This is a genomic window from Luteimonas galliterrae, from assembly GCF_023374055.1.
Classification (GTDB): domain Bacteria; phylum Pseudomonadota; class Gammaproteobacteria; order Xanthomonadales; family Xanthomonadaceae; genus Luteimonas_C; species Luteimonas_C galliterrae.
Window position 1 is genome coordinate 420,301 of the sequence record NZ_JAMBEP010000001.1, and the last position, 13,158, is coordinate 433,458.

Annotated in this window: 11 protein-coding genes; 10 read left to right on the forward strand and 1 reads right to left on the reverse strand. The window is 66.7% G+C overall.

The features are described 5' to 3' along the window. The first annotated feature begins 144 nt into the window (after positions 1 to 144). Both M2650_RS01950 and M2650_RS01955 read left to right on the forward strand, forming a co-directional pair. A complete protein-coding gene (locus M2650_RS01950; protein ID WP_249470500.1) occupies positions 145 to 531 on the forward strand; it encodes a BlaI/MecI/CopY family transcriptional regulator in 387 nt (128 codons plus the stop codon). Further along, entirely contained in the window at positions 528 to 2,282 is a 1,755-nt protein-coding gene (locus M2650_RS01955; protein WP_249470502.1) for a M56 family metallopeptidase, read from the forward strand. Before M2650_RS01950 ends, M2650_RS01955 begins: the two co-directional genes overlap by 4 nt. 101 nt (positions 2,283 to 2,383) lie before the next feature. On the opposite strand, the gene M2650_RS01960 is transcribed toward M2650_RS01955, so the two are convergent. After that, positions 2,384 to 3,385 (reverse strand): aldo/keto reductase, encoded by a 1,002-nt coding sequence (locus M2650_RS01960; protein ID WP_249470503.1) that lies wholly within the window; start codon positions 3,383 to 3,385, stop codon positions 2,384 to 2,386. Between the two features lie 172 nt (positions 3,386 to 3,557). On the opposite strand from M2650_RS01960, the gene M2650_RS01965 reads away from it, so the two are divergent. The 8 genes from M2650_RS01965 to M2650_RS02000 all read left to right on the forward strand — a co-directional run bounded on the left by M2650_RS01965 (position 3,558) and on the right by M2650_RS02000 (position 13,118). Further along, positions 3,558 to 4,490: an AraC family transcriptional regulator gene (locus tag M2650_RS01965; protein WP_249470506.1), complete on the forward strand. Its 933-nt coding sequence runs from the start codon at positions 3,558 to 3,560 to the stop codon at positions 4,488 to 4,490. A 252-nt stretch (positions 4,491 to 4,742) separates the two neighbouring features. Beyond that, positions 4,743 to 7,823 (forward strand): autotransporter family protein, encoded by a 3,081-nt coding sequence (locus M2650_RS01970; RefSeq protein WP_249470508.1) that lies wholly within the window; start codon positions 4,743 to 4,745, stop codon positions 7,821 to 7,823. Positions 7,824 to 7,892: 69 nt separating this feature from the next. Continuing rightward, positions 7,893 to 8,258 carry a DUF6164 family protein gene (locus M2650_RS01975; RefSeq protein ID WP_249470510.1) on the forward strand — a complete coding sequence of 122 codons (366 nt, stop codon included), beginning with the start codon at positions 7,893 to 7,895 and terminating at the stop codon, positions 8,256 to 8,258. A 630-nt stretch (positions 8,259 to 8,888) separates the two neighbouring features. Continuing rightward, the gene (locus tag M2650_RS01980; RefSeq protein WP_249470512.1) at positions 8,889 to 9,815 is read left to right on the forward strand and encodes a bifunctional helix-turn-helix transcriptional regulator/GNAT family N-acetyltransferase; all 927 of its coding nucleotides are present in this window, start codon (positions 8,889 to 8,891) and stop codon (positions 9,813 to 9,815) included. Between the two features lie 66 nt (positions 9,816 to 9,881). Then, complete coding sequence (locus M2650_RS01985; protein WP_249470514.1) at positions 9,882 to 11,081, forward strand: glycosyltransferase; 1,200 nt, start codon at positions 9,882 to 9,884, stop codon at positions 11,079 to 11,081. A gap of 110 nt (positions 11,082 to 11,191) precedes the next feature. Then, complete coding sequence (locus M2650_RS01990) at positions 11,192 to 11,701, forward strand: DUF1993 domain-containing protein (RefSeq protein ID WP_249470516.1); 510 nt, start codon at positions 11,192 to 11,194, stop codon at positions 11,699 to 11,701. Positions 11,702 to 11,727: 26 nt separating this feature from the next. Next, the gene (locus M2650_RS01995; protein WP_249470518.1) at positions 11,728 to 12,387 is read left to right on the forward strand and encodes a DUF998 domain-containing protein; all 660 of its coding nucleotides are present in this window, start codon (positions 11,728 to 11,730) and stop codon (positions 12,385 to 12,387) included. Positions 12,388 to 12,530: 143 nt separating this feature from the next. Then, on the forward strand, positions 12,531 to 13,118 hold the full coding sequence (locus M2650_RS02000) for a hypothetical protein (RefSeq protein ID WP_249470521.1): 588 nt from the start codon (positions 12,531 to 12,533) through the stop codon (positions 13,116 to 13,118). Positions 13,119 to 13,158: the final 40 nt, after the last annotated feature.

The window sequence follows — 13,158 nt, forward strand, 5'->3', positions numbered from 1 at the left end:
GCCAGAGCAACATGGGTCCCAGCGTTCGCTGGGATGACGGCATTAAAGAGCAGGTGCGGCCGAATGCCTTAAGTAGAAAAAAAGTTCTAGACAATATGTTCTATTTGGGCTAGCCTGCTCGAAACTCGCCCTTCCTTCGCGATCATGGCCAAAAGCAAAGCCCCGCCCAAACCCACCGCCGCCGAGCTGGACCTGCTGCGCGTGATTTGGCCGCTGGGTCGGGCCACGGTGAAGCAGGTGCACGAGGCGGTACAGAAGGAGCGGCCCGACATGGCCCAGGCCACGGTGCTGCGGCTGATGCAAATCATGCACGGCAAGGGCCTGCTGGTCCGCGACGAAAGCCAGCGCTCGCACGTCTACGCGCCCGCGCAGGCGCAAGACTCGTTGCGCACGAATCTGTTGAAGGACCTGATCCACAAGGCGTTCTCGGGCTCGGGCAAGGAACTGGTGATGGCCGCGCTGCGCGGCCACGTCACCGAGAAGGAACGCAAGGAAATCGAACGCTTCCTGCATCGAGAAGACAAGCGATGAACCTGTTGGCGCCTTCGTTCGTGTCGACGCTGGGCTGGGCCCTGGTGCATTTCCTCTGGCAGGGGCTGGCCATAGGCCTGGCAGCGGCGGTTGCATTGATGCTGTTGCGCAACGCGCGGCCGCAAGCGCGGTACGCAGTGGCTTGCGCCGCGCTGGCGTTGTGCCTGCTGTTGCCGGCGCTGGCTATCGTGCGCGGGCTCGGCGCGGACGAAACCGCCGTCGCGACATCGACGATCGCGCAGGCCGCAGCGACGCCCGTAGCGCATCCGACGATCGTCGGCCTGTCGTCGTGGCAGTGGACGTTGCAGATCCGATTGCCGTGGATCGTCGCGATTTGGTCGCTGGGCGCGGCATTGCTGGCATTGCGCATGGCCGTGGGGTTGGCCTGGGTGAATCGCCTCCGGCGCGCCTGCGAAGGCGCCGTCGATCCGTCCTGGCAGGCGAGGCTGGATGGCCTGGCCGCGAAGTTCGGGCTGCGCAAGCGCGTGGCGCTGCGCGTGGTCGGCGATCTGGAAAGTCCGATCGCCGCCGGCTGGTGGCGGCCAGTGGTGCTGGTGCCCGCGGCGCTGATCGCACGGATGCCGCCCGAATTGCTCGAAGCGTTGCTCGCCCACGAGCTGGCGCACATCAGGCGCCACGACTACCTCGTCAACCTGGCCCAGAGCGCCATCGAGGCGCTGCTGTTCTATCACCCGGTCGTGTGGTGGCTGTCAAAGCGGATACGCGTGGAACGCGAATGCATCGCCGACGATCTGGCCGCGCAGGCGATCGGCGAACCCAGGCGCATGGCGCTGGCCTTGCAGCGGCTGGATCTGTTGCTTTCTTCCCGACCGCCATCAGGCGGACGGCTCCCGACTTATCAACCCGCCCACGCGGCGAACGGAGACAAGCTCATGTCGCGCATCCAACGGCTGGTCCGCCCCGGCCAGCACACGCTCAGCTGGAAGATCGCCTTGCCCATCCTCGGGCTGAGCGCGATCTGCATCACCGTTTTCGCCCAGAGCAACGTCCAGGCGCTCGAAACCTCCTCGCGCAGCGATGCGTACGCGCTGGTCCGCAACGGCCACGAGAGCATGACCGTATCGGGCACGACGCGCGATATCCGCGCCGCGGACAAGGCCAAGCGCAGCGTGCAGGGCGACTTCCTATGGTTCCGCCGCGGCGACGAAGCCTATGTGGTCCAGGACGCCGCCATCCTGGCCAAAGTCAGCGAAGCGTGGAAACCCACCGAAGCGCTCGGTGCGAAGATGGAAGCGCTCGGCAAGCAGATGGAAGCGCACGGCAAGAAGATGGACGTCCTGAGCGGCCAGATGCAGGCGGCGAGCGACAGCGGCCAGCCGGCGGACGCCGAGTTGCAGAAGATCGCCGCCAAGATGGAAACCCTGGCCGAGCAGCAACAAGCCGCCGCTCGGCAGATGGAGAAGCTGCGCGAGCAGAAACGCAGCGCGGCCGCCGACGGCGATCTTGAAGCGCTGGAGCGCAAGTCGGATGCCTTGCATGCGCAGATGGATGCGCTCAGCGCCGCCATGGACGCGCAATCCCGGCGCTTGGAGGCTGCGCATGCGCCGATGACGGCCATCAGCGCGCAAATGGAAGAAGCCAGCAAACCGATGGAGGCGTTGGGCCGGCAGATGGAGGCGTTAGGCAAGCAGCAGGAGAAGCTGAGCAGGGATGCCGATCGCACGGTCAGAGTCCTGATCGACGAATCGTTGAAAACCGGCAAGGCCTTGCCGACATCCAAGTTCAACTGAGCGCAAGGCGTCGCGATGGAGCAGGGCGGCTTATGGCCGCCCTTTTTCACGGGCGAGATTCGGATACGCGATAACGGAAGGCTCCGTATGGCGGGCGGCGCTCAGCGGTTGACCGAGGCCATATGCGCTTCGGGATAACGCAAGCCCGCGACCGCATGGCTGGCCAGCACGTCGTCGATGCGTTGCAGTTCGGCGCCGTTGAGCAGGATCCGCGCCGCGCCTGCGTTCTCGTCCAGGCGCGCGATGCGGCGGGTGCCGGGGATCGGCACGATGTCGGGACCGCGGTGCAACAACCAGGCCAGCGCGAGCTGGGCGGGCGTGGCGCCGCGCGCGGCGGCGAGTTCGGTCACGGCCTCGACCAGTTCGCGGTTGCGGTCGATGTTGCCGGCCTGGAAGCGCGGGTTCTGGCGGCGCCAGTCGTTGACGGCGAGTTGGCCGACCTGCTGGATCGCGCCGGTGAGGAAGCCGCGTCCCAACGGACTGTACGCCACGAAGCCGATGCCGAGTTCGCGGCAGACGGGCAGGGCGTCGCCCTCGACATCGCGCGTCCACAGCGAGTATTCGCTCTGCAGTGCGGCGATCGGATGCACCGCGGCCGCGCGGCGCACGGTGGCGCCGGAAGCTTCCGACAGGCCCAGGTGACGCACCTTGCCGGCTTCGACCAGGCGCGCCATCGCACCCACGGTGTCTTCGATCGGCACGTTCGGATCGACGCGGTGTTGGTAGTACAGGTCGATATGGTCCACGCCGAGCCGCTGCAGGCTCGCATCGCAGGCGGCGGCCACGTATTCGGGGCTGCCGTCGACGCGCAGGAAGTCGCCGTTGGCGGCGCGGACGTTGCCGAACTTGGTGGCCAGCACGACCTCGTCGCGGCGCGTGCGCAGCACCTTGCCGAGCAGGCGTTCGTTCTCGCCGACGCCGTACATGTCGGCGGTGTCGAGGAAATTCACGCCGATGTCGATCGCGTGGTTGAGCACGCCGAGGTTGGCGGCTTCTTCGCTGGGGCCGTAGAAGTCGGACATGCCCATGCAGCCCAGGCCGATCGCCGACACGGCGAGCCCCTGGCTGCCAAGCGTGCGACGGGGGAAATGCGTGCTGTTCATCGTGGTCTCCAGTGCGTGGGGAAGTGCCCACACAGCCTAGGAGCCGAGTGCGATGCCGCGTTAGCCCATTGCTCGCCGATACTTGCCTATTCCTCCGAAGCGGCGTGCGGGGCGCTGGCAGTGTCGCCGGCCGGGCGCATAATCGCTGCCATCTCCCATCGCTTCGATCGCCATGAACGACAAGGTTTCCAATGTGGTGCCGGCGCGTGCCGGGCTCGAGGCGCAGCAGGCCGAACTGGCCGACCGGATTGCCCGAAACGTGCCCGGCGACGGCCTGCACGACAGCGCCGTGCCCGGATTGGCGCTGATCCGCGCCAGCGAGCCGTCGCAGCCGCTGCCGACCGTATATCACCCCAGCGTTTGCGTGGTGGTGCAGGGCCGCAAGCGTGCGCTGTTGGGCGACGACGTCTATGCGTACGACCCGCTGAACTACCTAGTGGTGTCGATGACGCTGCCGATGGTCGGGCAGATCATCGAGGCTTCGCCGGAAAAACCCTATCTCTGCCTGCGCATCGACATCGACCCTGCGTTGATCGGCGATTTGCTGGTGCAACTGGGTCCTGCCGTGCCGGCGCAGCCGTCCGGAGAGCGTGCGCTGTTCGTGGCGCGCACCAGTGCTTCGCTGCTGGATGCGGTGCTGCGGCTGGTGCGCTTGCTCGACACCCCGGACGAAGCGGCCGTGCTGGCGCCGCTGGCCCTGCGCGAGATCCATTACCGCGTGCTGGTCGGCGAACTCGGCCAAAAACTGCGCGAGCTTTGCGAAGTCGACGGGCCTTCGCAGCGCATCGCGCGCGCCATCGAACTGTTGAAAACGCGCTACGCCGAACCGTTGCGCATCGACGATCTGGCCATGGCTGCGCACATGAGCGCCTCGTCGCTGCACCAGCGCTTCAAGGCGGCTACCGCGATGTCGCCGCTGCAGTTCCAGAAGCAGTTGCGCCTGCAGGAAGCGCGCCGGCTGATGCTGATGGACGGATTGGAGGCGGCCTCCGCCGGGCACCGCGTCGGCTACGAAAGCCCTTCGCAGTTCAGCCGCGAATACCGTCGCCTGTTCGGCGCGCCGCCCAAGCGCGAGATCGAAGCGATGCGTGCAGCCGGCACGTGAAATCCGATCGCAGATTGCGCGGATCGCATTGCGCTTAAGTGACAACCGGTGAAGATCGCGTGAGGCCGCATGCTCGCGGCATGAGCGCGACACTTGAAACGAACCCATTTTCGGGCTTATAAACCCATTGCAACCGCATGGGGCAGGCGGGTAATGCACAGGGGCGTCGGGCTTCATCGCAGTCCTGTACGCAGGGGGCAGGTACAAAGCCGTCGAGCGCGCAGGTTTCATCGGACGATCCGGAGAAGCCCCATGCACCATTTCAAGCGCCGCGCGCTGTCTGTCCATATCGATTCCCTGCTGAAGTCCGGCTGCCTCATCGGCGGCCTTGCCTTATCGGCGCCTGCGCCGGTTTACGCCGGTTGCGATAATCCTGCGCCCGGAAGCGGACAGACCACGACCTGCGGCACTGCGGCGCCCAATCCGGATCCGGTGCCCGTCGTCGCAGCGCCCGGCAGCACCGGCGTGGCGGTCAATGTGCTCGCCGGCGCTGGCATCGGTGTCGCCAATGCCAGCGGCGTCGTCATCCGCGATCAAAGCCGGGTCGACAACGCCGGCAACATTTCGGTGACGGCCGGCGCGTTCGCTGCGATCGCTTCCACAGGCGCGGGCAACACGATCGATAACGCCGCGGGTGCGACGATTTTCAGCCAGGCAGGTCCCGGCATCGTCATGCAGAACGGCGGCACCGTGATCAACGACGGCGCGATCGCTTCCCAAACCGGTACCGGCATCGTTTTCGGCGGCACCGCGGCGGGCGTGCTGATCAACCGCGGCACGATCGGCGGGGCGACGACGGGCGTAGCGTTCGGCGCTGGCAACGATCGCCTCGAAATGCTCGGCGGCTCGATCGCGGGCGCGGTCACGCAGGGCGACGGCACCGATACGCTATTGCTCAACGTCGGCACCATCGGTTCGGTCGACCAGGGTCTGGGCGCGGACAGCGCGCAGGTCGACGGCGGCACTGTGACCGGCAACCTCCAGCAAGGCAGCGGCACCGACGATTTCGTCATGGCCGGCGGCCAGATCGGTTCGCTGTCGCAGGGCGACAACATCGATAATTTCAACATGACCGGCGGCCGCATCGTCGGTTTCTTCGAGGACGGCGACATCGCGCACATGAGCGATGGGCGCATCGGCCGCGTCGACATGAAGCTGGACAACAATCTGTTCGACATGTCCGGCGGCACCATCGATGGCAATCTGGTCACCGGCTTCGGCAACGACACCATCATCCTGTCCGACGGTTTCATCGGCGGCAACATCAGCGTCAGCGGCGGCCAGGACCGGGTCACCGTCACCGGCGGCACCGTGGGCGGCGAAGTGCGCGTCAGCACCGGCAACGACATCTTCACTTGGGACGGCGGCGGCATCATCTACGGCGCGATCGACTTGGGCGACGGCACCGATACGGCCGCCTTGAGCGATCTCACCGCCGCGAACATGGGCGCCGTCCCGCTGCTCAATGGCGGGCTGGGCGCCGACGCACTGACCTTCGACAACGTCACCAGCAGCGGCGCCTCGCGTTTCCAGAATTGGGAAAACGTAGTCCTCGGCAACGACACCGAGCTGACCTTCGACGGCAATCTGACGCTGGGCGACAGCGGCACGGGCACCGGCGCTTTGACGGTCGACGCGAGCAGCACGATGTTCGGCGGCGGAGCGAATGCCGGCGTGCTGGCGTCGGCGGCAGGGCAACTGGTCAACGTCGCCAACGCCGGCCGCATCGATCTGACCAACGGGCCGGCGAGCGCTGCCGATACGTTCACCATCGCCGGCAATTACGTCGGCAACGGCGGTTCGCTGTTCCTGCACACGCAGTTGGGCGACGACAGTTCGCCTTCCGACAAGCTCGCGATTTCCGGCGGCGAGGCCAGCGGCACCACCGGCCTGGGCATCGTCAATCTCGGCGGCGCCGGCGCGGCGACACTTCAGGACGGCATCCTGGTGGTGGAAGCCTTGAATGGCGGCTCCACGGCGAGCGGCGCGTTCGCGCTCAATAGCGCAGTTGCTGCCGGCGCGTTCGAGTACTTCCTGTTCAAGGGCGGTGTAAGCGAGGGCACCAGCGATAACTGGTATTTGCGCTCCACCTTGGTCACGTTGTCGGAACCGGCACCAGCGCCTCCCCCGCAAGATCCGCCGACGCCATCGACGCCGACGCCGCCAGAGCCGCCGGCGCCGCCGCCACCGCCGCTGGAGCCGCCACCGCCGCCTACGCCGGGCAATCCCGATCCGCCGGCGCCCCCGCCGCCAGATCCGCCGCCACCGCCGCCGCCCACGCCGCCCACTCCTGTGGCGCCGCCGCCGAGTACGCCCGCGCCGCTCCCGGTGCCGAACGCAACGCCGCCGACACCGGGCGCCAGCGCGGCCACCGGTGCGGTGATTCCGCTGTATCGCATCGAAGCGCCGACTTATGCCGTGGTGCCGCCCGCCATCCATGAGTTGGGCCTTGCGAGCCTGGGCACTTTCCACGAGCGCCAGGGCGAACAGCCGCTGCTGCAAGGCGAAGGCGCCTTCCGCTCGGCCTGGGCGCGCGCCATCGGCCAGGACAGCCAGGTGAGCTGGGCGGGCACGGTCAGCCCGACCTTCGACGGCACGCTGTGGGGCATGCAGATCGGCGCGGACGTGTTCGCGCGCGAATCCGATAGCGGCCACCGCGATCATTTCGGCCTGTTCGTCGGCCGCACGCGCATGGACGGCGACGTGCGCGGCTTCGCGTTGGGTTGGAACAACCTCACCGTCGGCGAGGTCGAGTTCGACGACACGCACGCGGGCGTGTACTGGACGCATATCGCGCCCAGCGGCGCCTACCTGGATGGCGTCGTGCTCGGCAGCCGCTTCGACGGCGATGCGACGTCGGATCGGGCGATCGGGGTGGATATCGACGGCGACGGCACGATGTTCTCGCTCGAGGGCGGCTATCCGTTCGCGGTGAGCGAATACTGGTCGCTGGAACCGCAGGGCCAAGTGATCTGGCAGCAGCTTTCTTTCGACGACCAGCGCGACCGTTTTTCGTCCATCGCCTTCGATGCCGAGGACGCGGTCACGGCGCGGGTCGGCCTGCGCCTGGTCGGCAAGCGCGAGGATTCTCGGCTGCATCCCTACGTCAAGGCCAATTTCTGGCACGGTTTCGGCGGCACCGACAGTGTCCGCTTCGGTACCGACCTGATCGCCAGCGAACAGGAGTACAGCGCTTTCGAATTCGGCGCGGGCTTGGTCTTCCAATACAGCGACAAGGCCAGTTTCTACGCCGTCGGCGATTACGCCATCGATACCGGCGACGAGGAGCGCAGGACCTTCGAAGGCAATCTCGGCGTGCGGATCAGCTGGTGAGCGGCGCCGGTTGAGGGGAAGGGCCTCGCCGCGGGCGGCGAGGGCCGGGCGGCGGGGTATCATCGCGGCATGTCCAAGCTACTGATGAACCTGCGCCACGTGCCCGAAGACGAGGCAGACGATGTGCGCGCGATGCTCGATGCGCACAAGATCGGTTTCTACGAAACCCGGCCCAGCCGCTGGGGCATCTCTTCCGGCGGCATTTGGATCGCGGACGCCGCCGAATTTCCGCAAGCCAAGCGATTGATGGCCGAGTATCAGGCGAAACGCCAGGCGCAGGCACGCGCGGAATACGAAGCGGCCAAGCGCGACGGCACCGCCGAGACTTTCTGGACGGTCGCCCGCGCGCAGCCGCTGCGCGTGCTGCTGACTTTCTTGGCCATCCTGTTTCTATTGGGGCTGGTCGCGCTGCCGGTTGTCCTCCTTTCTCGCTGAGGCCTGAGTTCAAAGCCCCGGCTTCGGCGCTAACACACGTCCACGCTCGTAGCTCGCTCCCCGCGAAGGCCAAATCCACCGACTTCTGCCTTTGTAGAGCGGAGCCCCGCTGCCCTTGCCCCGGCTCTGTAGAGCGATGCCCCGCTGCCCTTGCTCCGGCTCCGTAGAGCGGAGCTTGCTCTGCTGTTGCTCTTAAGCCGTTCGCTCTGAGGCCGTTCGCTCTTAAGCCGTCATCCCAGCGAACGCTGGGACCATCTTGCTCTTGCCCTTGCCCCTAAGCCGTCATCCCGGCGAAGGCCGGGATCCAGGCCCGCGTCCTGGCAGCGCTGCGACTCGCGCCATGGAAAAAGGCTTCCGGCTGCGCCGGGTCACTTTCTTTGCTGGCCCAAAGAAAGTAACCCAAGAAAGGGCCTGAACCGCGGTGTGATTCGTCGCGACCGAAAGGTCCCACTGGCGGCCCTGCTTTCGTCGTAGGTGACCTTCTTCGTAAGTACTAGATTTTGATTCGTTGCAATTGTGGCGACGCAGCTTTTGCGGATTTGCGCTAAGGGGTAGTTCTGGTTGGACCGATTTCATATAGTTGACTTAGTCAATTAAATTGGTTAGATAGTCAACCGTAGGAGGCAGCCCATGTCCGCCGTCAGCAAGGAAGAAGTCGCCGCGCTGCGCGAATTCAACCGTATCTATACCCGCCGCCTGGGGGTGTTGAACGAAGGGCTGCTGGACAGCCCGTTCTCGCTTGCCGAAGTCCGCCTCATGTACGAGCTGTACGCGAACGGGCCGGCGATGCCGTCGGAACTGGCCGAGCGGTTGGATATGGACCGCGGCTACTTGAGCCGCCTGCTGGCGCGCATCGAGGATCAGCGTCTGCTGAAGTCGCAGGCTTCGCAGGCCGACCGGCGCAGCCGCACCATCAGCCTTACCCGCAAGGGCCGCAGCACCTTCGCCAAGCTGGACGTCAAATCGCAAGCGCAGGCGGCAGAACTGATCGCGCCGATGGATGGCCGCGGGCGCCGCCGGCTGATGTCCGCCTTGCGGGAGATGCGCCGCGCGCTGGGCGACGATGGCGTCTCGCCAGGCCCGATCGTGCTGCGCGGCCACCGCCCTGGCGACATCGGACTGGTCACCCAGCGCCACGGCGAACTGTACGCGCGCGAATACGGCTGGGACGAACGCTTCGAAGCGCTCGTCGCCGGCATCCTGTCGCGCTACATCGCGCAATTCGATCCGGCGCGCGAACGCTGCTGGATCGCCGAACGCGACGGCGAATTCCTCGGCTGCGTCTTCCTGATGCACAAGGGCGCCGACACCGCGCAACTGCGCATGCTGCTGGTGGAGCCGTCGGCGCGCGGCATCGGGCTCGGCCGGACGCTGGTGGAGCAATGCGTCGGTTTCGCGCGACGCTGCGGCTACAAGAAGATCGTGCTGTGGACCAACAGCCGGCTGGACGCCGCCCGCCATATCTATGCCGCGCAGGGTTTTCGGCTGGTGCGCGAAGAGCCGCACGAGGCATTCGGCGATGGGTCGATGGGCCAGTATTGGGAGTTGGAATTCTGACTTCCGCATGGCCGTTCCAGCGGGCTGCCACAAAACCGTCATCGCATTGACATAGCCTCGGCGGCTATGGACATCCTCATGCTGTCGGACGTGTACTTCCCACGGGTCAACGGCGTGTCGTCGTCGATCCGCACCTACGCCCGCGCGCTGGTGGCGATGGGCCACCGGGTCACGCTGGTCGCGCCGGACTACGGGCCCGACAGCGGCCAGGCGCAGCACGACGGCGATTTCGAGGTGATCCGGCTGCCGGCGCGGGTGATCTTCTTCGATCCGGAGGACCGGCTGATGAAACAGTCGGCCTTGCGCGCGGTATTGCCGCAGCTCGCCGAGCGCCGTTGGGATGCGATCCACATCCATACGCCGTTCCGTGCCCACAAGTTCGGCGTCCGCCTGGCGCGGCGCACCGGCCGGCCGACGGTGGAGACCTATCACACCTATTTCGAAGAATACGTGGCGCATTACCTGCCGTGGCTGCCGCCGTCGCTGACGCGGATGGTCGCGCGCCGCGCGTCGCGCAAGCTGTGCGGCGAAGTCGACCACCTGATCGTGCCGAGCCAGCAGATGGTCGAAGTCCTGCAGCGTTACGGCGTGGATACGCCGACGACCGTGCTGCCGACCGGGCTGGCGCTGGAGGAGTTCGCGCGCGGCGACGGCGTGCGCTTCCGCGCCGATCACGGCATCGCGCCGGCGCAGCCGACCCTGGTCACGGTGAGCCGGCTCGCGCTGGAAAAGAACATCGGCTTCCTGCTGCAAGTGGCGCGCAAGCTGGTCGCCGAATTCCCCGACCTGCTGTTCATCGTCGCCGGCGAAGGGCCGGACGCCGAACGCCTGAAGAAGCTCGCCGCGACGCTGGGCCTGCAAAACAACCTCCGCTTCTTCGGCAACCTGGATCGCCGCACCACATTGCTGGACTGCTACCGGGCCGGCGACGTGTTCGTGTTCGCATCGCCGACCGAAACCCAGGGCCTGGTGCTGATCGAAGCGATGGCGCTGGGCGTGCCGATCGTGTCGACCGCCGTGATGGGCACCGCGACGGTGCTGCGCGACGCCCGCAGCGCGGTGGTCAGCGGCGAGGACGTGGACGAATTCGCAGGCCATGTCGGCGCATTGCTGCGCTCGCCGGAGCGCCGTGCGGCGCTGTCGGCTTGGGGACCGACGGACGCCCAGGCCTGGAGCGCGGAAGGCCTGATGCGCAAGGCCGCCGTTCTGTACGAGGATCTGGCTAAGGGAGCTCCTGTAGGAGCGGCTTTAGTCGCGAGCTCTTGATTTCGTTTTTTGTGGTGCAAAGCTCGCGGCTAAAGCCGCTCCCACAAAAGCCGGCCTCACAAAAAAGCGGCAGGCTGTACCATGGCCGGATTCCCTCACCGGTCCGCGCAATGTCGATCTCGATGCACGCCGCTTCCGTTCCCGTCTTCAAGCAGTTCCTCACCAGCCTCGATGCCTTGCTCGCCAAGGCCGAACAGCACGCCGCCGAGCGCAAGATCGATCCGGGCGCGCTGCTGCAGGCGCGGCTGTTCCCCGACATGTTCCCGCTGCTGCGCCAGGTGCAGATCGCCTGCGATTTCGCCAAAAGCGTGCCGGCGAGGCTGGCCGGCACGGACGTGCCCGTGGACGACGACACCGAGCAGGATTTCGGCCAGCTCCGCGCCCGCATCGCCAAGACGCTGGCTTTCGTCGACAGTCTTGCGGCGGAAGCGTTCGAGGGTGCCGAACGCCGCGAGATCGTGCTGCGTCCGGGCACACCGAAAGAGCGCAAACTCGACGGCCGCACCTATCTGCTGCATTACGGACTGCCGCAATTCTTCTTCCATGTGGCGACCGCCTACGATTTGCTGCGCCATAACGGCATAGAAATCGGTAAGAAGGACTACATGGGCGCCTACTGAAGCGCAGGCCGGGCAGGGAAGACGCCGTGGGACGAATCGACGCCCCCCAGCACGCGCCGCAGGTGCGATGGCTCGCGACCGCGGCGCTGGCCGGCCTGTCCGTCTTTGCGTTGGTCTGCGTGGCCGTTCAGTTCCTGCGTCCGGATATGGACTGGCGCCATGCGCCGATGAGCTTCTATCTGCTCGGCCCTCATGGCGTGTGGTTGCAGGCCGCCTATTTCGCGCTCGGCTGCGCATTGCTGCTGTTGGCCGCCGGCTATTACCGCGCGCTGCATCCGCAGGCGCGCAGCGCGGCGCCCGGGCTGCTGTTCGCGATGGCGGCGATGGGCTTGTTCGTGACCGCCATCGCCGACAGCAATCTGCCGCAGCGCGCGCCGACGCTGCAGGGCTGGTTGCACGGCGTCGCCGCGCAGACCGCCTTCCTGTGCGTGACCACGGCGATGTTGCTGCAGTCGTGGCGGCTGCGCGCGGATCCGCGCTGGCGTTCGCGCTTCGCGCGGGCTTTCCTGCTGGCGGCCGCTGCCTTCGCGGCGGTTTGGGTGCTGGCGCTGTGGCGCGAGGCGCCGCGCGGGCTGGCGCAGAAGGGCGCGATTGCGCTGATCGTGGCATGGCTGGCCCTGGCCGCGGCGTGGCTGCGGTCCCGCACGGGCGGGCGGGGTACTTTTTTGCCGCCGCCGCCGCCATAATCCCGTACGGGGCGGGTCCGGCTAACGTTTGTTGAACAAGCGATCCTTATGATCGTGCGTCGACCATCTGCCGTATGGGGAATATCGTTTTGTATTCAGTTCGTCATTGCCGTGCCGCCGTCGCTGTTTCCCTATCCGTTCTCTTGGCATTGGCCGCCGGCTGCGATCGCACGCAGGCGCCGCCCCCGGAAACCACCGCCGCCCCGCCTGCGGCGACCACGGCTACCGCGCCGCCGCCGCCGGAAGTGCCCACCTCCGATCCCAGCGCGCAGCCGGTGCAACGCGCGGCCCCGCCGATGCCGCCCGCCGTGGCCCTGGGCGTATTCGCTCCGGCCGATCCCGTGGCCGAGGCGGCCACCGGGAAGCTGACCATCGAAGACATGGCGATCAAAGGCGAGAACGGCGCCAGCTTCGTTACCGAGCGCGCCGCCATCGTCAGGGGCAACGACCAGTACAACGCTGCGGCCCGTTACGCCGACACGATGCTGATCGTGCCGGAGCAGACCGTCGAACTGCGCCGCGTGGTGGAACAGACGCCGCCGGACAAGGGCGCCAACGACGCTTTCTGCAGCACCGGCAAGACCGGCTACATCGCGCTGGCCAAGGTGACCGAGGGCGACACCGACGTGATCAAGCTGATGGCGCTGCAGGGCGAAGCCTTGCCCGCGGCCTCGGCGGCCGGGGTCTCGCTTTGCAAAGTAATGAGCTATTCCTCGAACGCGAAAAAATAGCGCCGGCCGCGCACGCGCCGGATACCGCGCGCAGCACGTG

Coding starts and splice junctions, on each gene's coding strand:
- M2650_RS01960 (WP_249470503.1), bottom strand. CDS start 3,385: ATGAACAGCACGCATTTCCCCCGTCGCACGCTTGGCAGCCAGGGGCTC.
- M2650_RS01955 (WP_249470502.1), top strand. CDS start 528: ATGAACCTGTTGGCGCCTTCGTTCGTGTCGACGCTGGGCTGGGCCCTG.
- M2650_RS01980 (WP_249470512.1), top strand. CDS start 8,889: ATGTCCGCCGTCAGCAAGGAAGAAGTCGCCGCGCTGCGCGAATTCAAC.
- M2650_RS01990 (WP_249470516.1), top strand. CDS start 11,192: ATGTCGATCTCGATGCACGCCGCTTCCGTTCCCGTCTTCAAGCAGTTC.
- M2650_RS01965 (WP_249470506.1), top strand. CDS start 3,558: ATGAACGACAAGGTTTCCAATGTGGTGCCGGCGCGTGCCGGGCTCGAG.
- M2650_RS01950 (WP_249470500.1), top strand. CDS start 145: ATGGCCAAAAGCAAAGCCCCGCCCAAACCCACCGCCGCCGAGCTGGAC.
- M2650_RS01975 (WP_249470510.1), top strand. CDS start 7,893: ATGTCCAAGCTACTGATGAACCTGCGCCACGTGCCCGAAGACGAGGCA.
- M2650_RS01970 (WP_249470508.1), top strand. CDS start 4,743: ATGCACCATTTCAAGCGCCGCGCGCTGTCTGTCCATATCGATTCCCTG.
- M2650_RS01985 (WP_249470514.1), top strand. CDS start 9,882: ATGGACATCCTCATGCTGTCGGACGTGTACTTCCCACGGGTCAACGGC.